Below are 21105 nucleotides of genomic sequence, written 5' to 3' on the forward strand. Positions count from 1 at the left end.
GTAGTGTCAGCCATCCACTCCGACCCATTCCACGTCACCGTCTGCGAAGAACTGCTCCTTCCAGATCGGCGCGCGCGCCTTGACGGTATCAACCAGCTCGGTGCAGGCGGCGAAGGCTTCTCCACGGTGTCCGGAGGCAACGGCAGCGACGAGGGCCGGATCCCCGACCTCCAGCGGACCGGTGCGGTGCGCCACCCAGATGCGTACGCCGTCGTACTTCTCGGCGATCTCCGCAGCGATGTCGGCAATCACACCGCCGGCGGAAGGATGGGCACTGTAGCCCAGGCGGTCAACCTGCCTTCCGCCGTCGTGGTTGCGCACCACGCCGCCGAAGCCGACGACGGCACCGCAGTCAGCGGAACCGACGACGGCCAGGGCATGGTTGAGGTCGAGCGGCTGCTCGGAAACTCCTGCGTGGAGAACGGTGCTAGTGCTCATGACTTCCCTCCAGTTGTGCGCAGATGTGATCGAGGATGGGTTCCAGCACGTCCAGGCCGTCCTGGACTGCTTTCGGTGAACCCGGAAGATTGATGACGAAGGTGCCCTCCGAGACGCCCGCGTGACCGCGGCTCAACGCCGCCATGGGTGTCTTCGCAGCGCCGGCCCGGCGCACTGCTTCCATGATCCCCGGTAGGGATCGGGTAAGGAAGGGCTCGGTAAGCTCGGGGGTCACGTCATCGGCGCTCAGTCCGGTACCTCCGCTGGTGATGAGCACCGAAGGTGTTCCAGCGAGGCAGGCGGCCAGCGCTTCCCGTACGGCATCACCGTCCGGAACCACTTCGGCCAGCTGCACGGCATACCCTTTCCCGACCAGCCATCGCTGAATCATGGGCCCGCACTCGTCCTGGTAGACGCCCGCCGCCGCGCGGGTCGACGCAATGATCAGCGCCGCGGTCCGTTGCTTGCTCATGCGACCCAGTCTCCGCTCTTGCCGCCTGATTTCGCCAACACCTCGATGTCCGTGATGACTGCGTGCTTATCTACGGCCTTGATCATGTCGTACAGCGTGAGGGCAGCAACTGACGCTGCTGTCAGCGCCTCCATCTCCACGCCGGTCACTGAAGTGGTTTTCACCGTTGCCTGAATAACGACGGCGGCACCTTCCGGTGCGAAGTCGACCGTCACCTTGCTTAACGGCAGCGGATGGCACAGCGGTATGAGCGCCGACGTCTGCTTCGCCGCCATGATCCCCGCTACCCGGGCAACAGCCAGTGCGTCCCCCTTCGGAAGATCCGCATCAGCAATCAGCGCAAGAACCTGCGGCGTTGTCCGCAGGATGCTCTGCGCAGTGGCTTGGCGGGCGGTGACCGCCTTCTCCGATACATCGACCATATGTGCCGAGCCGTCCTCACGGACGTGTGTCAATGCGGGATCAGGTGTGGTCATGTCAGCGCCTCTCTAGTGGGGTTGCCGGGATGGAGGGGTTGCGCACCCTGGCGCAGTTCGCCCAGCAGCCACACGGCGACCGGCGTCCCCGCCTCCACCGTCCCCGTGCCAGCCGGCAGGTGTACGAGGGCGTTGGATGCAGCGAGGGCGTGCAGCAGGTGGGAGCCCGGCCCGCCAAGCAGTGTGACGTCTCCGATCCCCTCCCCCTGACCCGACCGGTCCGTATACAGGCCGCGACGGACCTGGTGCTTACCTTCGGGTGACTGAACGTCCTCGGTGAGCCGCGCCGGCAGGCAGACGCGGTTCCCCGGGAGCCCCGTCACCGTACCGAGTGCCGGGCGCAGGAACATTTCGAAGGAGACCAGTGCGCTTACCGGGTTGCCCGGGAATCCAAGGAACGGCACGCCGTTGATGGTGCCGATGGCCTGCGGCCCGCCCGGCTGCATCGCCACTGAAAGGAACTCCACGCTGCTGTCCGCCAGGGCCTGCTTCACAACCTCGTAGGCACCCTGGCTGATTCCTCCGGTACTGAGGATGAGGTTGACCTGCCCGCCGATCTCCTGGAGGGCGCTTCTCAGCTCCTCCGGATTGTCAGCCACCACACTGTGCCGCTGCACGTGCGCGCCCGCTTCTTCCAGCGCAGTCGTCAGTAGTGTGGTGTTGGCATCGAAAATCCGCCCGGGCGTCAGTTCGGTTCCGGGTTCCTGAACCTCGTCTCCGGTGCTGAGCAGCAGGACACGGAACCGCGGGCGCACCGGCACCGTAGCCAGCCCGCAGGCAGCGAGGAGTCCTAGCTGGGAGGGGCCCAACAGGGTTCCGGCAACAAGCGCAACGCTCCCCGCTTCGAGATCGCTGCCGGTACGCCGGATGAACGAGCCCTCCTGGGCCACGGGCAACTCGACGGTGAGGCCCTCCTCCCCGCGGTACTGCCCCGTGGTGGGAAACTGCGGCGGCACTGCCTTCTCGATAGGCACGACGGCGGCTGCACCTTCCGGAATCATGGCTCCCGTCATGATCGGAGCAGCGTGGCCCGGCTCCAAAGCAGCAGGCTCCCCACCAGCCGGCACCGGCGGCGCGACCGCAAGGTGGAGGGGCGAGCTCCCGTCCAGATCATCGCCGTGGACCGCGTAGCCGTCCATCTGGGAGTTGTCGAACGGAGGCAGGTTCACCGGGGAGAGGAGGTCCTCAGCGAGCACCCGGCCACGGGCTGCTGCCAGCGGCAGTATTTCGGGCGCGCCGTCGGCGAAGGCGCTGCTGTAGCGCAGCAGCCCGAGCACGGCCTGCTGGTGTTCCTCTACTGATCGTGTCATTACGCCCCGTTGTATCAACCCGCCCTGACATTTGTGCTGCGGCATCACTGCCGCAGCTAACAGCCTAGCCGCGTGGGCGTGCAGGATGCGCCCGGAATGTGGACCGCTGATGGAGGCACCGAGGCGGAGGGCGTAACCTCGGACTATGGGAATCCCACTCGGCACACCGCGCATCGGCGCTCCGGCACCTGCTGACGGGCTGCTCGACTCCTACGGCCGCCGGGCCACGGACATGCGGCTATCGCTGACGGACAAGTGCAACCTTCGCTGTACCTACTGCATGCCCGCTGAAGGGCTGCAATGGCTGCAAAAAGACCAGGTGCTCTCCCGCGAAGAGATCGTGCGCCTTGTAGGAATCGGCGTCAATCGCCTAGGAATACGCGAGTTGCGTCTGACGGGAGGCGAGCCGCTGGTAAGGGCTGACCTGCTCGACATCATCGCGGAAATCCGGGCAAGCCACCCGGACCTGCCCATATCGCTCACCACCAACGCACTGGGCCTGGACAAAAAGGCGCAACAGCTCAAGGATGCAGGCCTGACCCGCATCAACGTTTCAATGGACTCGCTCCACCCCGACACCTTCGCGCAGTTGACGCGTCGACCCTTCCTTGATCGGGTGCTCCGGGGCATTGAAGCGGCTGCGGCGGTCGGGCTTGGCCTCGTGAAGATCAATGCGGTGCTGATGCGCGGCATCAATGACCATGAGGCGCCGGATCTGCTGGAGTGGGCAGTGTCCCGCGGCTTCGAGCTGCGGTTCATCGAGCAAATGCCCCTCGATGCCGATCACGGGTGGACCCGCGAGGGAATGATCACTGCAGCAGAAGTCCGTGAGCGGCTCAGCGAACGGTTCGTCCTCACTCCCGACCCACGAAACCGTGACGGTGCTCCGGCTGAACGGTGGGAAGTTCGCAGGCCGGAGGCGCCCGACGTCGTCCTTGGCACCGTGGGCATCATTGCCTCCGTCACGGAGCCGTTCTGCGCCGATTGCAGGCGGACCCGCGTCACTGCCGAGGGCAAGATCATGAGCTGCCTTTTCTCCCGCGAGGAAACTGACCTGAGAAACCTGCTCCGCTCAGACGCCGACGACGCCACCGTAGCGCTGCGCTGGCAGGAGGCTATGTGGGCCAAGCCCAAGGCGCACGGCATGGACCATACGGGACTCGGGGCTGCGGATTTCGTGCAACCTGACCGCTCCATGAGCGCGATCGGCGGCTGAGGTGCTGGTTCGATACTTCGGCGCAGCACAGGCTGCCGCCGGCGTTCCTGAAGAGCGCCTTGAGCTGGACGGCGCTTCCCTGGAGGAAGCGCTCGGAAAAATACGTTCGCTGCATCCCGCTGGCGAACCATCCATGGCCCGCGTACTCGATCGAAGCAGCTTCCTGCTCAATGAAGTGGCGCTACGCGACCGCAACGCGCCCATCCGGCGCAGCGATGTGCTCGACATCCTGCCGCCGTTCGCCGGAGGTTAGGGCGGCAGGATACTGAGCAAGCTACAGTCCCAGCTCGGCTTCGCTGTCGAACGGACCGACAACCGTGATGGTGCGCGGAGCGTCCGCCAGTTGCCGGGCAAGGTGCTGCACCTGCGCGGCAGTTACTGCCCTGACCCGCTCAAGGGTCAGATCCAGCCCGAGGAACTCGCCGCTGACCAATTCCGCGCGGCCGAGCCTGGACATCCGGGAACCGCTGTCCTCGAGGGACAGGACCATTCCGCCGGACAACTGCCCCACGGCGCGATGCAGCTCCTCATCACTGACCGGCTCCGACGCCAGACGCTCCAGCTCTGCGCTGAGCAGGCTGATGACCTGGCCTGTCTTGGCCGGGCTGCAACCTGCGTACATCGCGAAGTAACCGGCGTCGGCATACGACGCTGAGAAAGAGTAGGTCGAGTACGCAAGTCCGCGTTTTTCGCGGATCTCCTGGAAGAGCCGGGAGGACATTCCTCCACCGAGCACCGCGTTGAGCACGCTCATCACGAACCGCCGGTCATCAGTGGCAATCAGTGCCGGGCACCCGACCAGGACGTTGGCCTGCTCGACGGCGCGGCGGATAACCTGCACTCCTCCGGCTTCTTCGAGGACGGCCGGAACCGGCACGCGCCTCGGCACCGGCGCCGCATCGTCCGCAAGTTCCCACCCGGCCCGTTGCAGGGCTTGAACGACGAGCGCGCAGACAACCTCATGGTCGAGCCCGCCGGCAGCGGTGACTACAAGCTCCTCCGGGCGGTAATAGCGGCGATAGTGCTGCAGCACCGATTCCCGCGCAATCTCCTTGATGGCCTCAGGGGTACCGCCGATGGGGCGACCGAGCGGATGGGAGCCCAATACCGCTTCCACGAACTTCTCGTGCGCAACGTCGGATGGATCATCGCTGTCCATGGCGATCTCTTCCAGAATGACGTGCCGTTCCTGCTCGAGTTCTTCAGGGTCTATGACAGCCGAGGTCACCATGTCGGCGATGACGTCGATAGCCATGGGCAGGTCGGTGTCGAGGACCCTGGCGTAGTAGCAGGTATTCTCCTTCGCGGTCGCTGCGTTGGATTCTCCACCCACCTCATCGAAGGCCGCCGCGATGTCCAGCGCGGTCCGTCGCTTCGTTCCCTTGAAGAGCAGGTGCTCAAGGAAGTGTGTGGACCCGTGCTCGCCGTCCGCCTCATCCCGGGATCCGACTCCCACCCAAAAACCGATGCTTGCCGATCGCTGGCCCGGCATGGCCTCCGTGAGCACACGCACCCCTCCCGGAAGTACGGAGCGACGGACTACTGCTCCTCCGGAGGTTCCAGCAACGAGCATGGACTTGCTGTCCGGTCCGCTCGGTGTCAATGGCAACAGCACGGGTGTGCCCTGTCCTGTCTCAGTCATTCATTCTCTCCTCAACGCCAGCGGCTCCGCGGCGAACATAAGTTTCGCCGCGGAGCCGCCGGTTTGTACTTTGAGCGTGAGCCCAACAGCTGGTTGTTGGCGCCTAGTTGTTGTCGTCGCCCTCAGCGGAATCCTGTGCGTTTGAATTCGGAGCATTGTCCGAATCCGCTTCGCCGGCTTCCTCTGCAACTACAGGCGAGAGGGAGAGCTTGCCGCGGTCATCGATCTTGGTGATCTCGACCTGGACCTTCTGGCCCACGGAGACGACGTCATCGACGTTATCCACCCGCTTGCCGCCGGCGAGCTTACGCAGCTCCGAGATGTGGAGCAGGCCGTCCTTGCCCGGCGTGAGCGAGACAAACGCACCGAAGGTGGTGGTCTTGACAACCGTGCCCACGTAGCGCTCGCCGATTTCGGGGACCTGCGGGTTGGCGATGGCGTTCACAGCTGCCCGTGCCGCCTCGGCGGAGGAACCGTCCGTGGCCCCGATCAGGACCGTGCCGTCATCTTCGATCGAGATGTCCGCACCGGTATCTTCCTGGATCTGGTTGATCATCTTGCCCTTGGGACCGATGACCTCGCCGATCTTGTCCACAGGGATCTTCACCGAAATGATGCGCGGCGCGAATTCCGACAGTTCATCCGGGGTGTCGATTGCTGCCTCAAGCACACCGAGGATGTGCAGGCGCGCTTCCCGGGCCTGCTTCAGCGCTGCAGCGAGCACCGATGCGGGAATCCCGTCAAGCTTGGTGTCCAGCTGGATGGCAGTGACGAATTCCGAGGTACCTGCAACCTTGAAGTCCATATCTCCGAAGGCGTCTTCCGCACCCAGGATGTCGGTCAGCGCAGCGTAGCGGGTCTGTCCGTCAACCTCATCGGATACAAGACCCATGGCGATGCCGGCAACCGGAGCCTTCAGCGGCACACCGGCATTGAGCAGGGACAGCGTCGAAGCGCAGACAGAACCCATCGAGGTGGAGCCGTTGGAGCTGAGGGCCTCCGAGACCTGGCGGATGGCGTACGGGAACTCCTCCCGGCTCGGAAGCACTGGAACGAGCGCACGCTCGGCAAGGGCGCCGTGGCCGATCTCGCGGCGCTTCGGGGAACCGACGCGGCCGGTCTCACCGGTGGAGTACGGCGGGAAGTTGTAGTTGTGCATGTAGCGCTTGCGCGTAACCGGGGACAGTGAGTCGATCTGCTGTTCCATCTTCAGCATGTTCAGCGTAGTGACACCCATGATCTGGGTCTCGCCACGCTCGAAGATAGCCGAGCCGTGCACGCGGGGAAGGACCTCGACCTCGGCGGTGAGCTTGCGGATGTCACTCAGGCCGCGGCCGTCAATGCGGACCTGGTCGCGGAGAATCCGCTGGCGGACAACGTTCTTGGTGACCGAGTTGAAGGCACCTGCGATTTCCTTCTCGCGGCCTTCGAACTGACCGGAGAGGGATTCGATGGTTTCCGTGCGGTAGGCGTTGGCGGTCTCTTCGCGCTCCTGCTTGTCAGCAATCGTGAAGATCTCCGCCAGGCGTGAACCGGCAGCACCCTCAACGGCAGCGAAGACGTCGTCCTGGTAATCCTTGAACACGGGGAATTCAACGGTCGGCTTTGCCGCCCGGCCCGCGAGGTCAGCCTGAGCTTCGCACAGTGCGCGGATGAAGGGCTTTGCAGCCTCGAGGCCGTCAGCGACAACTTCCTCGGTAGGTGCGGTAGCGCCGTCGTCCTTGATGAGCGACCAGGAGTTGTCGGTAGCTTCGGCCTCGACCATCATGATGGCAACGTCGTCACCGACGACGCGTCCGGCTACGACCATGTCGAAGACGGAGTTCTGGAGCTCGGAGTGCTTCGGGAAGGCGATCCACTGGTCTTCGCCGGAGCCATCGGACACGAGCGCAACGCGTACGCCGCCGATCGGCCCGGAGAACGGCAGACCCGAAAGCTGCGTGGACATTGACGCAGCGTTGATCGCGACAACGTCATAGCGTACGTCCGGGTTGATGGCCAGCACCGTAACGACGATCTGGACCTCGTTGCGCAGACCCTTGACGAAAGCGGGACGCAGCGGACGGTCCATCAGGCGGCAGGCGAGGATGGCTTCGGTGGACGGGCGGCCTTCACGGCGGAAGAACGAGCCCGGGATGCGGCCGGCCGCGTACATACGCTCCTCGACGTCCACGGTCAGCGGGAAGAAATCAAAGCCTTCACGCGGAGATTTTCCGGCGGTAGTGGCGGAGAGGAGCGCGGTGTCCTCGTCGATGTAAACCATGGCAGCGCCTGCGGCCTGCTGGGCGACGCGCCCGGTTTCGAAGCGAACAGTGCGCTGGCCGAACCGCCCGTTGTCAATGACGGCTTCGGCGAACTGGATTTCGGGACCCTCCAAGAGAGTCACCTCCGTTTCTTTGGTGGCGGAGGCAGGCGGCGTTTTGCTGATCAACGCCGTTAGGACGGGTTGTGGCACCCGGTCTTCGATCGAGGTCCACGGGAAATCCATCACACGATGGTTTCCCGGAGACCACTACCGAGGACCGCGAATGCCTGCGTGTCCGCCTGGCTCCTGGTTATGAACTTCGTACTTCTTTGCATCCGCGCTGCGAATGCAGCCTTCAGGGGCACCGAGAGGAACCCATAAAGATTGAAGGCGGCCCCTTCCCGAAGGAAGGCGCCGCCTCACAGTCTAACTAACGGCGCAGGCCGAGGCGCTCGATGAGCGTACGGTAGCGCGTGATGTCGGTGTCGCGCAGGTAATCCAGCAGACGACGACGGCGACCCACCAGCAGCAGCAGGCCACGACGGGTGTGGTGGTCATGCTTGTGCATCTTGAGGTGTTCGGTCAGGTCGAGAATGCGGCGGGAAAGCATTGCAATTTGCACCTCGGGCGAACCGGTGTCACCCTCGGAAGTTGCGTACTGCTTGATGATTTCCTGCTTCAGAGCGGCGTCAAGTGCCACAAATAACTCCTATGAGTTGTACCGTGAACAAAGTAGATGCCGGTTCCCCTCGCAAGCGAGCGGAGCTCCGGCGGTGGCCCAGCAACCACGGACTGCAGCAGGACCGCAGTCAACTTTACCCGTACGTGCGCTGTTCTGTCGAAAGCACAGTGCGGGTCTGGTTGACGTCCAGCCGCATCTGTTCGATCAGCGCTTCCGGCCCGCGGTAGGCAACCATTCCGCGAAGTCTTCGGACAAATTCCACGATGACGGTCTGCCCGTACAGGTCGAAGACGTCAACTTCCTCCTGGGGTCTGTCGATGACGTGAGCCTCGACCTGTCTGCTGACTCCCTCGAACGTCGGGTTGGACCCGACGGAGATCGCGGCGGGCCAGCGGACCTGGCTGCTGTCAATGAGCCAGCCGGCGTAAATTCCATCTGCGGGGATGAAACCGGTTGAGTCCGGCGACAGGTTTGCCGTAGGAAACCCAAGCGCCCGCCCGCGCGCCGCGCCGTGAACTACAACGCCGCGCATGCGGTGCGGCCGGCCCAGGATGCGGGCGGCAGTGGTGACATCGCCGTCGACCAAAGCCTCACGCACCCAGGTCGAGGAACAGCGTCGTTCCCCGGCTGCCGCCGTCGTGCTCTGTAGGCTGGAGCCGTAGTCATCGATGACAATCACGTCAAAACCCAGTTGCCCGCCGAGTGTCCGCATGGTGGAGAGGTCACCGGAATTGCCGCGTCCGAACCGCACGTCATGACCAATGACGACCGCTTTCGCCCGCAGTCCGTCTACCAGGACGGATTGAACGAACTCCTCCGGGGTGAGTGCGGCAAGCTCGAGGGTGTAGTGCATCATCAGCAGTCCGTCGATGCCGGTGTCGGCAAGGGTTTCGACCCTGTCCTGCAGGCCCATGATGAGTTCCGGAGCACTTTCCGGGCGGTGCACCTGCGCGGGATGCGGCTCAAAGGAGATGACGACGGCGGCTGCGTCGCGTTCCCGGGCGGCGGCAACAAGCTGCCCCAGCACGCTCTGGTGGCCTCGGTGCACGCCGTCGAAGTTTCCGATGGTGATGACTGCGGGACCGAAACCTTCCGGCACGTCGGCCAGGTCTCTCCAGTAGAACACGCATCTCCCTTTAGCGGTTGGACGGGCAGCAGGAGCCCTTCGTCGTTCCTCTCATTATGGCCGATGGTTGCGGGCGGTCTCGACGTCGCGCCAGAGGAACTGTCACTGTTCCTCCACATCGCGGTTCGATCAGGCCACTTGCGCACATAGCCGGCTCAGTCCCGTTCAGTGTTGTTTGGAAGGACCAGTGTTGGTTCCTGTGCGCTGCTCTGCCGGCTTCGGCGCCGCCCTGAAACCTGCGATCTGGAGGACATCCGTGCAACTTTTCTCATCTCTTTTCCTGCGTTTGCGCTTGCTGCCGGCGGGTGGTCTCGTGCTACTCATCGCGGTGCTCCTCCTGGTTCCGCAGGTCCCGCCGTCGCAGGCCGCTCCGGCCGGATCAGACTGGTCCCGGGCTGCCGGCATACACGCGGCCGAGCATTTCGTAGGCCAATACAAGGATGCCGACGGCCAGGTGGCCTACTGCACCGACTTCGAACGGCTGTCCCCGGAAAACTCCGGCGGCTACGGTGACGGCAAATCAGGTGGCTTTGTGCGCAGCGACGGCAGTGCGCTCAGTACGGCGGAGAATGCGGCGCTGTCCTACCTGCTGCACCGGTGGGGCGCTACGGCCGATGATGCCACGGCGGCCTCTGTTCAGTTGGCTGTCTGGGCGCTTACCTCGCCCGGAATGTCCTGGGACTCTCCCGGCATGAGCGACATCCTCAGGGCCGAACAACTGCCCGCTGACGTTGTGAAACAAGCCCGTTCCATGACCAGCACTGCGTTCAACGAAGCTGGTCCTTACGCAGTCCATATCGATCTTGACGCTACGGACTCAGGAACCGTTTCCGCGATGATCGAGGTACTCGGGGCCGCCGGGCAACCGGCCGCCGGGCTGGGCGCGACTGCGAAGCTGACCGGACCGTTCGTCCTTGCGGAAACCGCCGCATCGACCTGGACGACCGGAGAAGAGGCACACCGCCTCATGCTTCAGAGGACGGGATTGGGCAGTGGATCCATTACGGTGACCGTCCCGCGGACGCCCGCGGCGGGAGTCCAGTGGCTGGCCCCTTCCAGCAGCGAAGTACAGCGGCTGCTGTTCGCCTCAGTGGTGGAATCGCGCGACGCTGCGGCAGCGGTAGCAGACCTCCCCGCCTTCCAGCCTGCCGTAGCAACGAGGACCTCGGCTGCGCGAACACACGCAGGCGCATCCATCCATGATGTGCTCACCGTTAGCAGCGCTCCTCCCGCGGGGGGCAGTTCGGCTGAACCCGCTCCGTGGCTGTCGGTGCCCGGCAGCGACTCGCCGGTATCCGTGGAGGTGGTCTCCACACTGTGGGGACCACTCGACGCCGAACCCGTCCTGCAGGAAGCCGTACCGGAGGGAACGCCCCGCGTTGGCGAGGTCACCACGCAGGTGGCGGGGCCAGGCACGTACAGCACCGCTGACCTCGTCGTTCCCTCACCCGGGTGGTACGTCTGGACAGAGTCGATTTCCCCCGAAAGCGTGCTCCCGGCGGAGGCGGCGCCCTATGTCCTCGGTTGGGAGGGACAGTTTGGAATAGCGGCTGAGACAACCTTTGTGCCCTGGATGCCAAACATTCGCACGCAGCTGTCGGCGGGCGATGCGCTCGTGGGCGACCAGGTCACCGATGCTGTGGTTGGAGAGGGGTTCGGCCCATCTGCACGGGAGTCAGGCAGCACGATCACGTTGACGATGTACGGCCCGCTCGCAGAATTGCCCTCGCCCATCACCGAGATTCCCGCGGATGCACCGCTGCACTCCCACGTTACTGTGCCCGCGGTAAACGGGAGCCAATCCAGTGAACCGTTCGCCGCCTTCACGCAGCCCGGCTGCTATACCGTCGTGGCAACATACCCCGGAGACGAGCACACAGATCCATTCACCTCCGCGTTTGGGGAGCCGCCTGAAACGGTGTGCGTTCAAGCGCCGGCCCCTACGCAATCCCCTGCCCCTGATACGAAGGAAACCCCTGGGACTCCGGCCGCTGACGATGGCCCCGCTGCGCAGGCTGCTCCGCCGCACCGCCCCGAGCTGGCTCAGACGGGAGTTCGCGCCGAGGTCACCGCCGGAGTGGCGCTGGTACTGCTCGGAGCGGGCCTTGCCTGCCTGCGCCGGGGACGAGAATCCGCGTAGGGTCAGTCGCAGCGTCCGATGCTAAGGGCGGGCTGCGTACTCCCTGCGCAGTTCGCTGGTCTTGGCGATGTAGCGGTGCCAAACCAGCAGCGCTGCGGGGAATGCCAGCTCGACAACCATGAGAATGATCAACAGAAAGTGCGGAGTCCCCGAGAAGGCCCAGGAAAGAACCCGCCCGATTCCGCCGATGAATACCATGAGGCAAACCAGCCACAGCATGTTCGCCCACTGGAATTTGATCGCGATGGTCACGAAAGCGGCGCCCACGCCGATCATCATTGCGGCGAAGAACCGGAACTGGTTCTCGAGTGTCGGGTTCACCGGACCGTCCCCGGTTTCCGGTAGCCCGGCGGTGCCGGTAACCAGGTAGTAGCCCCCGAAGCCGGCAATAACGAGTCCGACGAGCACTACCACCGTCCGGAAGACGCTCCAGTCACTCCCGGTTTTGTCGGATTTCGTTGAGTCCTTCTTCGAGGTCTTCGCCGTGGTGCCACCTGTCGCGGGTTGTTTTGCAGCGGGGCGGCCCGAAGCGGAGGTCTGGTCCGAGCCGTGTGAGCCCGCTGGGCCCTTTCCCGTATCCGCGGAAGAACTGCGACGCTCCGGCTGCGGGTTGTCAGGGGTGTTGCTGTTCATGGTGTTCCCTCTGTGGTCGACGGTTCGGCCGGGCAAGGCCTGCACAATTCATCTTCTCACCCCGGACGACCCTGTGCCCGGCAGGCCTCAGGTAGGTACCGTGCGGCGGTGGCGATACAACCACCAAAGGCCCAGCACCGGCAGGATCAAGGGAACAAATCCGTAGCCCCTGCCGTAAACCGACCACACAGTGTCCGCTGGAAAGAGGACAGGGTCGACGACGCTGAGTGTACCGATGGTGAGCACCCCCACCAGCTCGATTCCCACGGCAGCGACGGACAGCCGGTACCAGCGCCGTCCCGAGCGACTCAGGGATACGGTCGCAAAGACATAGACGAGGGCCGCAAACGCCGTCAACGTGTAGGCGAGCGGAGCCTCGGAGAATTTGGTAGCGATCTGGAAGGCCGCGCGCGCTGTGGCCGCCAGGGCGAAAACGCCGTACACGGCGATGAGCAGCCTACCGGGCCCGCGGCTCAACGTCCCTGCAGATTCGGCCGACTTACTGTGCAGGTTCACGCCGGCACCGCCCCGTCCCATATCTGTTCCATCCGATACAACATCACAAAGATGGTGAGGCCCACTGCGCCGAGGACCAGATTGCTCCAGCGTGAACGTTCAAGGATCGCCCACCAGAACGCACCCACTGGAACCAGCAGCGCAGTGAGCAGGTAACCCCAGAACTCCCACAGCTCACCGGTGACAGTCTCCCCGCCTACCTGCCGAACAATCCCCGCCACCGCGTAGACGAGAAGGAACAGTTCCACAGCCGCCACAGTAAGGATGGTCACATCGTTGGGAGGTTGCCTGATCACGGCAGCACCAACGCAGATCAAGGTCGAGACCAGGCACACCACAGTACCGGCGATGAAAAATCCGTCGACGACCATCAGCTGCCGGCCTGTCCCGGCGCGAAGACCAGCGTCGGCTTCGCCTCACTCCCCCGATTCTCGAGGAGCGCGATCAGCGCACCATCAGGGGCAAAGGCAGCAACGGGCCGCTGGTCGCCGGCATCATTCCTAGGCGAACCGCCACAGTCACCACCGGCGCTCGCGCTGATACGCCGTCCGTGGGACAGGTCCAGCGCCTCGGTGGAACTCAACTCGCGCACAGGAAACAGCGCACGGGCAGCTTCGTCAATGCCGAGAAGCCGGAAGTCCTGCGCGAGTTCCTCCAGCGTGGATGCCTGGGCCAGCGTATAAGGGCCCACCTCCATGCGGCGCAGCACTGTCAGGTGGCCTCCCACGCCAAGGGCTGCGCCCAAGTCCCTCGCCAGGGCACGGATGTAGGTTCCGGAACTGCAGCTGACCGTCACATCGAGGTCCTGGACCGCTCCGTCGTTCTCGCGGCGGATATCGGCAATGTCGAAGCTGTGCACGGTGACTGGGCGCGGCGGCAAGACAACCTCTTCGCCCGACCGTACGCGGTTATAGGCGCGTTCGCCGTTGACCTTGATGGCGCTCACGCTGCTGGGAACCTGGCTGATGGAACCGGTCAGCTCCTCGACCGCGGCGCGAATCGCTGAGGCAGGAACCGCCCCGGCGGAAGTTTCAGCTGTCACTTCTCCCTCGGCGTCGTCAGTGACAGTCGACTGTCCCAGACGGATGGTGGCGGTGTAGGTCTTTGAGGTGCCGACAATATAGGTCAGAAGGCGGGTAGCCCGGTTGATCCCGACTACGAGCACTCCGGTGGCCATCGGGTCGAGGGTGCCTGCGTGTCCCACTTTGCGGGTGCCGGCAAGCCGCCGCATCCTGCCCACAACGTCATGGCTGGTCCAGCCCTGCGGCTTGTCCACTATTACTAGTCCTGAGTGGACCTGCCCCGAATTCACGCCTTCCAGTATAGGTGTCAGTAGCGAGCCGACCCTCACCACTACGATGCCCCTATGCCGTCCATTGCAAAGCACATCGAGCAACTCCCCTCGAATCAGATCCGGGAGATCACCCAGGCTGCCTGGGCTACGCCGAATGCAATTGTCCTCAGCATCGGCGAACCGGCGTTTCCGGTTCCGCGCCACATCCTGGACGCGGGGATTGCGGCGTTGGATCGCGATGACACCAACTACACCCCGAACGAAGGTATCGCTCCTTTGCGGCGGAGCTTTGCGGAGTGGTTCGGCCGCCGAAACCGCATGGACGTGACCCAACACCGGGTCTATGTGACGGCAGGCGCGCAGCAGGGACTGCACCTTGCCATGAGCATGCTGCTCGACGCCGGCGACGAGGTGTTGATTCCCAATCCGGGATACCCGACCTTCGCCATGACCGCGCAATTGGTACACGCCCGTCCCATCAGCTACCCGCTCCGTCCTGAAAACGGATTCCAACCTCACATCAGCGACCTCGAGGAGCTTGTAGGTTCGCGTACCCGCCTCCTCGTGCTGAACTCGCCGTCCAACCCGCTGGGAGCCGTCTTCAGCAAGGAACTTACGCGCGATCTGGTGCGCTTCGCGCAACGTCACGACCTCTGGATTCTGTCGGATGAATGTTACGAGGCGTTCACCTACGGCGTTCCCCACGTGAGCCCTGCACGATTTGATGCCACGCGGGTGCTGACCTCGCTCACCCTCTCAAAGACGTTCGGGCTGACAGGTCTGCGCATCGGTGCGCTTGTACTGCCGGAGGGACTCGGTGCCGAATTCAACGCCGTGATGGAGTCGATTGTGTCCTGTGTCGGTGCAGCCCAGCAGTACGCGGCGATTGCTGCGCTCACGGGTCCCACCGACTACGTGGAAACAGCGGCGCACCACTACCGTTCAAACAGGGATGCAGCGGCGGCAGTGCTGTCTTCGCTCAACATCGAGTACCTCGAAGCGCAGGGGGCCTTCTACCTATGGGCTGACATGTCCCACGCCACCGGCGGAGATGTACGGAGCTGGGTCCGCACGTTCCTCGCGGAGCAGGGGGTCGCCGTCGCGCCCGGAACGGCCTTCGGCTCCCAGGGCGAGGGTTGGATCCGGATTGCGCTGTGCACAGACAGGGAAAGCCTGCTCACCGGAGTGAGCAGGCTTCCCAAACGCTGAATCGCTCGGCGGGCGGAGACTAGCGGGAGTCTTCCTGTTCGTCGTCCTCGCTTGGCTTGCGGTAAGGATCGGCGTCGCCGGCGAAGGCGGCCTTCCTCGCGAGTTCGGCCACCTCGGCGTCCCGTTCCTTGGCGGTCCGGAGCAGTTCCTCCAGATGGCTTGCGTTGACCGGGATCTCGTCCGGCACGAACTCCAAGGTGGGTGTCAGTCGTGCGGTGATGTTCCGACCCACCTCAGAACGGAGCACGCCCTTGGCCGACTCGAGTGCCTTATGCACTGCTGCCTGCTCTTCGGACTCACCGAACACTGTGTAGTAGATGGTGGCATGCTGCAGATCGTTGGTGACACGGGCGTCAGTAACGGTGACCGCTTCCAGCCGAGGGTCCTTCACCCGGCGGCGAAGGGCCTCCGCAACGATAACCTTGATGCGCTGTGCCAGCCGTGCAGCGCGTGCGGCGTCTGCCATGACTTCTCCTTACTTCCTCCCCCAGGGGAGCTGCAGCGACGATCGAACGCTCCCACGTCGATCACCGGTATGGGCGCAGGTGGGCCCGCTGCGAGCAGCGAACCCACCCGTTACGGGCCTAGACCCGAGGCTTCTCACGCATCTCGTAGGTTTCGATGGTGTCGCCTTCCCTGATGTCATTGAACGATCCGAGGCCGATACCACACTCGAAGTCCGTGCGGACCTCGGTGGCGTCGTCCTTGAAGCGGCGAAGCGTGTCAACGCTGAGGTTGTCGCCAACCACCACTCCGTCACGGATCAGACGTGCCTTCGAGTTCCTGCGGATAACACCGGAACGGACAATCGAACCCGCGATGTTGCCGAACTTGGAAGACCGGAAGACCTCGCGGATTTCCGCGGTACCGAGCTGCGCTTCCTCGTACTCCGGCTTGAGCATGCCCTTGAGTGCAAGCTCAATGTCATCGATGGCTCCATAGATGACCGAGTAGAAGCGCAGGTCCACGCCTTCGCGCTCAGCGAGGTCAGCCACACGTTCGGCCGGCTTGACGTTGAAGCCGATGATGATCGCGTTGTCCACCGTTGCCAGATTGACGTCGTTCTGCGTGATCGCACCAACGCCGCGGTGGATGACGCGCAGTGCGACTCCCTCGCCGACGTCGATCTTGAGCAGCGAGTCCTCGAGCGCTTCCACCGCACCGGAGACGTCACCCTTGAGGATGAGGTTGAGGGTATCAACCTTGCCCTCGGCGACGGCCTGGTCGAAGTCTTCGAGGCTGACACGCTTGCGGCGCTTGGCCAGGGCCGCGTTGCGGTCTGCTGCCTCGCGCTTCTCGGCGATCTGGCGGCCCGTGCGCTCGTCCGGGGTGACGAGGAACGTATCGCCTGCACGGGGAACCGTGGACAGACCCAGTACCTGGACCGGACGGGACGGGCCCGCCTCGGTGACGTTGTCGCCATTCTCGTTGAACATTGCGCGGACACGGCCGTGGGCGATGCCCGCAACGATGGTGTCGCCGACGACCAGCGTTCCCGACTGGACCAGCACGGTGGCAACCGCGCCGCGGCCCTTGTCAAGGTTTGCCTCGATCGCGATACCGCGGGCGTCCTTGTTCGGGTTGGCACGCATGTCGAGTGCAGCATCAGCGGTCAGCAATACAGCTTCGAGCAGTTCGTCGATTCCCTCGCCGCGCAGCGCCGAAACGTGTACGAACATGGTGTCGCCGCCGTACTCCTCGGGAACCAGACCGTACTCGGTGAGCTGGCCCTTGACCTTGTCCGGGTTGGCGCCCTCCTTGTCGATCTTGTTCACTGCCACCACAATCGGCACGCCAGCCGCCTGGGCGTGGTTCAGCGCCTCGACGGTCTGCGGCATGACGCCGTCGTCCGCTGCCACAACAAGCACGGCGATGTCGGTAACCTTCGCGCCACGGGCACGCATGGCGGTGAATGCTTCGTGCCCCGGGGTGTCAATGAAGGTGATGGGACGGTTGTCGCCCTCGTGCTCATGGTCGATCTGGTACGCACCGATGTGCTGGGTGATGCCACCGTGTTCGCCGGCCACGACGTTCGACTTGCGGATCGCATCCAGCAGACGGGTTTTACCGTGGTCGACGTGGCCCATGACGGTCACGACCGGAGGACGTGCTTCGAGCTGCTCGTCACCCTCGGCCGCAAGTTCAGCATCCAGGTTGATGTCGAAGTTGTCGAGCAGCTCGCGCTCCTCGTCTTCCGGCGACACAACCTGGATCTTGTAGCCGAGCTCGCCACCCAGTACCTCGAAGGTCGCTTCGTCCAGGGACTGGGTTGCTGTGGCCATCTCACCGAGGTGGAACAGAACGGTAACCAGTGCTGCGGCGTTCGCATCAATCTTCTCGGCGAAGTCGGTGATCGACGATCCGCGACGCAGCCGGACAACAGTGTTGCCGTCGCCGCGGGGAACGCTGACGCCGCCCAACGATGGAGCTGACATCTGCTCAAGCTCTTGCCGCTTTGCCCGCTTCGACTTGCGCTGCTTGCCGCGGCCGGCTCCACCCTTACCGAAAGCACCGGCAGTGCCGCCGCGACCGCGGCCGCCCTTGCCGAAACCGCCGCCGGCGGGCGCTCCACCACCTGCACCGGGGGCTCCCCCGGGGCCGCGCCGAGGTCCAGCGCCTGCACCGGCAGCTCCACCACGACCGGGCGCAGCCGGCCGCTCGGTCCGGTTGGGCATCATGCCCGGAGTCGGTCGGGCTCCACCGGCACCACCGGGGCGCGGGGCGCCGGGGCGAGGCGCACCCGGACGCGGCGCTCCGGGGCGCGGACCACCTGCACCAGCGGCAGGACGGGGGCCGCCTGCACCAGCGGCAGGACGGGGGCTGCGCTCATCGTCGCGGCGTCCTCCCGGACGGGGCATGCCCTGGGATGGCGCGAACGGGTTGTTGCCCGGACGCGGACCACCGGCGCGGTCGCCTTCCCCGCGGCCGGACCGCGGCATACCCTGCGATGTCGCGAAGGGGTTGTTGCCGGGGCGCGGACCACCGGAGCGGTCGCTGCCTGGGCGGGCTGCTCCCGGACGGGCAGAGGTTGGCCGTGCGGCTGCAGGCTTTGGCCCCGGTTTGCTGTCGGTGCCGGAGTCGCTGCTGGGAGCAGCATCCGTGCCCGCGCCTTGAGGGGTCTTCGTCTCTGCTGCCGGAGTCTCCGGCGCCTTGAATGCGGGCGCTGCCGGAGCCTGCTCCTGCGGAGCAGCGGGAGCCGGCGCTGCCGGCTTTTCCGGGGCAGGTGCCGGGGCTGCCGGAGCAGGACCTGGCGTTGCCGCCTTGGGGGTGGGCTGCGACCCACGTGCCGGTGCCGACGCCGGTGCCTTGGCTGCCGCCGGGGCGTCCGGGAAAGCGCCGCGAAGTTTCTTCACGACGGGCGCTTCAATGGTTGAGGATGCCGACCGAACGAATTCGCCCAGTTCCTGCAGCTTTGCTACTGCATCCTTCGAAGTAATTCCGAGCTCTTTGGCGAGCTCGTGTACGCGGACCTTGGCCACATTTCTCCTGTCTCGGTCCGCACCGAGTCAGGAGCGAACCGTCTAATTCCTACTGCAGACCCCAGCCGCCGGAGCAGCTGACGCGCTGATTGCAGAGCTCAACAGATTGTTCATCGTTGGGCACTCATCGCTGGGTACTCATCGGGTTTCCATCAGTTTTCTGACCCGCTTTCAGGGAGGACGGTGTACGTGCGGGGAACCTCCATCAGGAGGTGCCCCGGAGTGTGTGCAGCCACTGCTCAACACTCTGCGAATCAACGACGCCACGAAAGGCGCGGTTGAACGCTTTGCGTTTGAGCGCAAGCTCCACACAGGACGGTCGGGGATGCAACCAGGCACCCCTGCCCGCTAGCTGACGGCGGTGATCCACCTCGGCGACAGTGACGCCGCTGCGGTTGACCGCTGACCATCGAACCAGATTGGCTTGGTCATCACGACTTCGGCAACCGATACAGGTTCGTACCGGTTGATGACGTAACGACATAAGCCCTATCCATTCTAGCGCCAAGCATCTCGATATGACGCATCGGCGGGTTTATTGAGGCGAGCTCCGGTGCCTCACGCGCCGGCGGCGTCCGAGGCGATGTCGATCCGCCATCCGGTCAGCTTCGCGGCGAGCCGCGCGTTCTGGCCTTCCTTGCCGATGGCGAGTGACAGCTGGTAGTCCGGCACAACCACCCGGGCGCTGCGGGTTTTTTCATCAGTGATGGTCACCGATGAAACCCGCGACGGCGAGAGTGAGCTGGCAATGAAGGTGGCTGGATCGTCGCTGTAGTCAACAATGTCGATCTTTTCGTCGTTGAGCTCGTTCATCACGGCTCGGACGCGTGATCCCATCTCTCCGATACAGGCGCCCTTGGCGTTCACTCCGGGAACGTGTGCCTTCACAGCGATCTTGGTGCGGTGGCCGGCTTCCCTTGCCAACGCGACGATTTCCACGCTCTTGTCGGCGATCTCCGGTACCTCGAGCTCGAACAGCTTGCGGACGAGGCCGGGGTGCGACCGCGAGAGTGTGATGGACGGACCCTTCATCCCGCGGTGGACGTCAATGACGAAAGCGCGCAGGCGGGTACCGTGCAAGTATTTTTCACCGGGTACCTGCTCGGGCGGCGGAAGCAATGCCTCAACTGAGCCCAGGTTTACCTGGATCATGTGGGGGTTGTTGCCCTGCTGGATAAGGCCGGCCACGAGCTCGCCTTCCTTGCCGCGGAACTCGCCGAGGATGTTGTCATCCTCCGCGTCGCGCAGCCGCTGCAGAATGATCTGACGAGCTGTACTCGCCGCGATCCGGCCGAAACCGGTCGGTGTGTCGTCGAACTCCCCCACTGCCACGCCGTCGTCGTCGATCTCGGTAGCCCAGATGGTGACGTGGCCCGTCCGCCGATCCAGCTCCGCCCGGGCGATCTCCTGCGCACCGGTGGTCTTGTGGTAGGCAACAAGGAGTGCCTGCTCGATCGTGGGGATCAGCAGTTCAAGGGGGATTTCGCGTTCCCGTTCAAGTAGCCGCAGAGCGCTCATATCTATATCCATTGGGGCCTCCTCAGCAACCAGCGGTGGTAATCAGTCATTGTCTCCGCCGGATTCCTCGGCATCAGCGTGGGCGAATTCAACCTGGACGATCCCCTTGCGGATTTTGTCGTAGGGAATTGCCCGATCTTCCCCGAACTTCGGTTTGGTGCCCTTCTTGACCGCCATCAGCGGTTTCAGCGACACCGACGTCTCATCAACATCAATCAAGCGGCCTTCCAACACCTCGCCGTCAACGAGCTTCACATCAACCAGCCTGCCGATATTCCTTCGCCAGTGACGTGGCTGGGTCAACGGCCTGGAAACCCCGGGTGAGGAAACTTCCAGATTGTAGGGACGTCCATCATCCCCCGGATCATTATCGAGCGCACTGGAGACGCTCTGGGACACCTCGGAGACAGTGTCAAGACTCACACCGTCGAGGCCGTCATCCGGCAGGTCCACCACCACATGGAGCGTACGGTGACTGCCGACGATGCGGACTTCCACGTCTTCGAGGAGAAGCTTGTGCTGTTCCACTGTGGGGCGCAGGAACTCCCGCAGCCGTTCGGCCTCAGCCGCCGCATCGAGGTGCGCAGGGGCCGGATTCCGGCGGGGTACCGAAGTGTCTTGCCTCGCAGCAGTGTTCTGCCTGCCGGATTTACCCGCCATTGCCGCCTCCCGCTCGATGATCTTGTAGCTACTACCCTAACGACTTTAT

General features: G+C 64.2%; 21 protein-coding genes. 4 read left to right on the forward strand and 17 right to left on the reverse strand.

Going from position 1 to position 21105, the window contains the following annotated elements:
* Positions 1 to 6: 6 nt before the first annotated feature.
* The 4 genes from ASH00_RS11020 to ASH00_RS11035 are packed head-to-tail and all read right to left on the reverse strand — an operon-like array spanning position 7 to position 2696.
* Positions 7 to 438, reverse strand: a complete 432-nt coding sequence (locus ASH00_RS11020) for a molybdenum cofactor biosynthesis protein MoaE (protein ID WP_056548468.1) — start codon at positions 436 to 438, stop codon at positions 7 to 9.
* Entirely contained in the window at positions 428 to 910 is a 483-nt protein-coding gene (locus ASH00_RS11025; protein WP_056548469.1) for a MogA/MoaB family molybdenum cofactor biosynthesis protein, read from the reverse strand. The genes ASH00_RS11020 and ASH00_RS11025 overlap by 11 nt, the downstream gene beginning before the upstream one ends.
* Complete coding sequence (gene moaC / locus ASH00_RS11030; protein WP_056548470.1) at positions 907 to 1386, reverse strand: cyclic pyranopterin monophosphate synthase MoaC; 480 nt, start codon at positions 1384 to 1386, stop codon at positions 907 to 909. The genes ASH00_RS11025 and moaC overlap by 4 nt, the downstream gene beginning before the upstream one ends.
* Positions 1383 to 2696 (reverse strand): molybdopterin molybdotransferase MoeA, encoded by a 1314-nt coding sequence (locus ASH00_RS11035; protein WP_082566064.1) that lies wholly within the window; start codon positions 2694 to 2696, stop codon positions 1383 to 1385. Before ASH00_RS11035 ends, moaC begins: the two co-directional genes overlap by 4 nt.
* A gap of 145 nt (positions 2697 to 2841) precedes the next feature.
* Here ASH00_RS11035 and moaA point away from each other — a divergent pair, with 145 nt between their 5' ends.
* Positions 2842 to 3912 (forward strand): GTP 3',8-cyclase MoaA, encoded by a 1071-nt coding sequence (moaA, locus tag ASH00_RS11040; protein ID WP_056548471.1) that lies wholly within the window; start codon positions 2842 to 2844, stop codon positions 3910 to 3912.
* A gap of 1 nt (position 3913) precedes the next feature.
* Positions 3914 to 4165, forward strand: coding sequence for a MoaD/ThiS family protein (locus tag ASH00_RS11045; protein ID WP_056548473.1), 252 nt, complete (start codon positions 3914 to 3916; stop codon positions 4163 to 4165).
* Positions 4166 to 4186: 21 nt separating this feature from the next.
* Here the strand turns inward: ASH00_RS11045 and ASH00_RS11050 are convergent, their stop codons facing one another.
* The 4 genes from ASH00_RS11050 to ASH00_RS11065 all read right to left on the reverse strand — a co-directional run bounded on the left by ASH00_RS11050 (position 4187) and on the right by ASH00_RS11065 (position 9607).
* Positions 4187 to 5554: a M16 family metallopeptidase gene (locus ASH00_RS11050; protein ID WP_056548474.1), complete on the reverse strand. Its 1368-nt coding sequence runs from the start codon at positions 5552 to 5554 to the stop codon at positions 4187 to 4189.
* 103 nt (positions 5555 to 5657) lie between these two features.
* Positions 5658 to 7931 carry a polyribonucleotide nucleotidyltransferase gene (locus ASH00_RS11055; protein ID WP_056549205.1) on the reverse strand — a complete coding sequence of 758 codons (2274 nt, stop codon included), beginning with the start codon at positions 7929 to 7931 and terminating at the stop codon, positions 5658 to 5660.
* Between the two features lie 298 nt (positions 7932 to 8229).
* A complete protein-coding gene (gene rpsO, locus ASH00_RS11060) occupies positions 8230 to 8499 on the reverse strand; it encodes a 30S ribosomal protein S15 (RefSeq protein WP_056548475.1) in 270 nt (89 codons plus the stop codon).
* A gap of 115 nt (positions 8500 to 8614) precedes the next feature.
* Positions 8615 to 9607 carry a bifunctional riboflavin kinase/FAD synthetase gene (locus tag ASH00_RS11065; RefSeq protein WP_056548476.1) on the reverse strand — a complete coding sequence of 331 codons (993 nt, stop codon included), beginning with the start codon at positions 9605 to 9607 and terminating at the stop codon, positions 8615 to 8617.
* Between the two features lie 256 nt (positions 9608 to 9863).
* Between ASH00_RS11065 and ASH00_RS11070 the strand changes: the two genes are divergently transcribed.
* Entirely contained in the window at positions 9864 to 11747 is a 1884-nt protein-coding gene (locus ASH00_RS11070) for a hypothetical protein (RefSeq protein WP_157359092.1), read from the forward strand.
* Positions 11748 to 11768: 21 nt separating this feature from the next.
* Here ASH00_RS11070 and ASH00_RS11075 read toward each other — a convergent pair whose 3' ends face one another.
* The 4 genes from ASH00_RS11075 to truB all read right to left on the reverse strand — a co-directional run bounded on the left by ASH00_RS11075 (position 11769) and on the right by truB (position 14208).
* The gene (locus ASH00_RS11075) at positions 11769 to 12380 is read right to left on the reverse strand and encodes a DUF4345 domain-containing protein (RefSeq protein WP_056548483.1); all 612 of its coding nucleotides are present in this window, start codon (positions 12378 to 12380) and stop codon (positions 11769 to 11771) included.
* 87 nt (positions 12381 to 12467) lie between these two features.
* On the reverse strand, positions 12468 to 12917 hold the full coding sequence (locus ASH00_RS11080) for a hypothetical protein (RefSeq protein WP_056548484.1): 450 nt from the start codon (positions 12915 to 12917) through the stop codon (positions 12468 to 12470).
* A complete protein-coding gene (locus ASH00_RS11085; RefSeq protein ID WP_056548486.1) occupies positions 12893 to 13267 on the reverse strand; it encodes a hypothetical protein in 375 nt (124 codons plus the stop codon). The genes ASH00_RS11080 and ASH00_RS11085 overlap by 25 nt, the downstream gene beginning before the upstream one ends.
* A complete protein-coding gene (truB, locus tag ASH00_RS11090; RefSeq protein ID WP_082566065.1) occupies positions 13267 to 14208 on the reverse strand; it encodes a tRNA pseudouridine(55) synthase TruB in 942 nt (313 codons plus the stop codon). Before truB ends, ASH00_RS11085 begins: the two co-directional genes overlap by 1 nt.
* A 54-nt stretch (positions 14209 to 14262) precedes the next feature.
* On the opposite strand from truB, the gene ASH00_RS11095 reads away from it, so the two are divergent.
* Positions 14263 to 15399: a pyridoxal phosphate-dependent aminotransferase gene (locus ASH00_RS11095; RefSeq protein ID WP_056548490.1), complete on the forward strand. Its 1137-nt coding sequence runs from the start codon at positions 14263 to 14265 to the stop codon at positions 15397 to 15399.
* 19 nt (positions 15400 to 15418) lie between these two features.
* Here ASH00_RS11095 and rbfA read toward each other — a convergent pair whose 3' ends face one another.
* From rbfA to rimP, 5 genes are all read right to left on the reverse strand, one after another.
* Complete coding sequence (gene rbfA, locus ASH00_RS11100) at positions 15419 to 15865, reverse strand: 30S ribosome-binding factor RbfA (protein WP_056548493.1); 447 nt, start codon at positions 15863 to 15865, stop codon at positions 15419 to 15421.
* A 118-nt stretch (positions 15866 to 15983) separates the two neighbouring features.
* Positions 15984 to 18878 carry a translation initiation factor IF-2 gene (infB, locus tag ASH00_RS11105; protein WP_056548495.1) on the reverse strand — a complete coding sequence of 965 codons (2895 nt, stop codon included), beginning with the start codon at positions 18876 to 18878 and terminating at the stop codon, positions 15984 to 15986.
* A 205-nt stretch (positions 18879 to 19083) separates the two neighbouring features.
* Complete coding sequence (locus ASH00_RS16445) at positions 19084 to 19362, reverse strand: YlxR family protein (RefSeq protein ID WP_082566066.1); 279 nt, start codon at positions 19360 to 19362, stop codon at positions 19084 to 19086.
* Positions 19363 to 19436: 74 nt separating this feature from the next.
* Positions 19437 to 20408 (reverse strand): transcription termination factor NusA, encoded by a 972-nt coding sequence (nusA, locus tag ASH00_RS11110; protein WP_056548497.1) that lies wholly within the window; start codon positions 20406 to 20408, stop codon positions 19437 to 19439.
* Between the two features lie 30 nt (positions 20409 to 20438).
* Positions 20439 to 21056 carry a ribosome maturation factor RimP gene (rimP, locus tag ASH00_RS11115; protein WP_056548499.1) on the reverse strand — a complete coding sequence of 206 codons (618 nt, stop codon included), beginning with the start codon at positions 21054 to 21056 and terminating at the stop codon, positions 20439 to 20441.
* Positions 21057 to 21105: the final 49 nt, after the last annotated feature.

It is taken from the genome of Arthrobacter sp. Soil782, from assembly GCF_001428435.1.
Taxonomy (GTDB): Bacteria; Actinomycetota; Actinomycetes; order Actinomycetales; family Micrococcaceae; genus Arthrobacter_D; species Arthrobacter_D parietis.